This window comes from Streptomyces sp. 8L (assembly GCF_020176795.1).
Classification (GTDB): domain Bacteria; phylum Actinomycetota; class Actinomycetes; order Streptomycetales; family Streptomycetaceae; genus Streptomyces.
The window spans coordinates 1-1,090 of sequence record NZ_JAIUKE010000908.1; the positions used below are offsets into that span (position 1 = coordinate 1).

Annotated in this window: 2 protein-coding genes; both read right to left on the reverse strand. The window is 69.6% G+C overall.

What is annotated here, in order from left to right; genetic code table 11:
* A partial coding sequence (locus tag LCE31_RS39810; RefSeq protein ID WP_225023183.1) for a relaxase/mobilization nuclease occupies positions 1 to 685 on the reverse strand: 685 nt, incomplete at its 3' end.
* A partial coding sequence (locus LCE31_RS39815) for a hypothetical protein (protein WP_225023185.1) occupies positions 682 to 1,090 on the reverse strand: 409 nt, incomplete at its 5' end. The genes LCE31_RS39810 and LCE31_RS39815, both read right to left, overlap by 4 nt.

Below are 1,090 nucleotides of genomic sequence, written 5' to 3' on the forward strand. Positions count from 1 at the left end.
GCCGGCGGGCGATTCGTTGCGCAGTGTGCTCGATGAGCCCGCGGGCCGTGGCCAGGGGACCGACCTGCTCGTCGGCCAGCTGCGTGAGGACGCTCGCGAGGTGGGCCGATGTCGTGGACGACACAGGGATGGTGTCCCGTGTCGTGCCGCCGATAGTGACGGGAATCAGGTGGAGGTCCTGCTCGATACGGCGTGCCTCGTTCGCAAGACGACGCAAGACGTCTGCGGGCGGGGCGTGCCACGCGCCGTCGAGGTGGATCAGATTGGCGATCAGGTCGAGGCGGCGGGGCAGGGCCGTGATGGCGATCCATCGGCAGCCGTGGTCCTTGGTGGGAATCTCGATGCCGGCGGCGCGGGCGAACCGGTGGGCAGCCTCTGACCATTCCGGGCAGGTCGGCTCGGGGTCGTCGGCGTGGAGCCGGATGCTGAGGTGGAGGATCGCCCGCCGGTCGCCGTCCGGGCTTGCAGCGCTCGGATACTCCTGATAGGGAACTTCGAGGTGTTCGGCCCACTCGGCGCAAGTCCAGGTCTTCCGCCCGTTGTCCGGTGTGAAATGGTCCGGGCCTGGCCAGGTGGCGACGAGTGTGTACTTGGTCAGGTCCTCGTCGGGGGAGAGCGGCCTTCCCAGCGCTTCGGCCAGCGGACCATGGGGGCTGTGGCTTCGCTTGTGGAGGCGGGGGATCACCGGCCGCCCCGACTGTCGTCGATGTGCACGAGGTGGCCTAGGGCGGTGGTGGTGTACCAGCCGCAGTCGATCAGCTCGTTGCGGCCGGCGAATCGCGGCAGGAGCGCGTCTTCCATGGCTCGCAGGTGGATCAGGCAGTCCGGGCAGCGGCGTTTGAGGTGCACGAGGTAGCGGGGGTGGGCGGTGACGTAGGACTGGGCGCCACCGGTCGGATCACGAAGCCGCCATCCGTCCTCGTCGGTCGGGGTGTGCCAGGACGGGGCGACGACGTACATCGCGTCTCCCCACAGCTCCCCGGCGGCCACGCCCTTGAGGACGACGACGGTGTCGCCGGCTTGGAAGTGGGCGTGGGTGATGTCCCGGCCGGGGGTGAGTGGATCGGGGGTCGGTGCGAAGGCCGAAGGG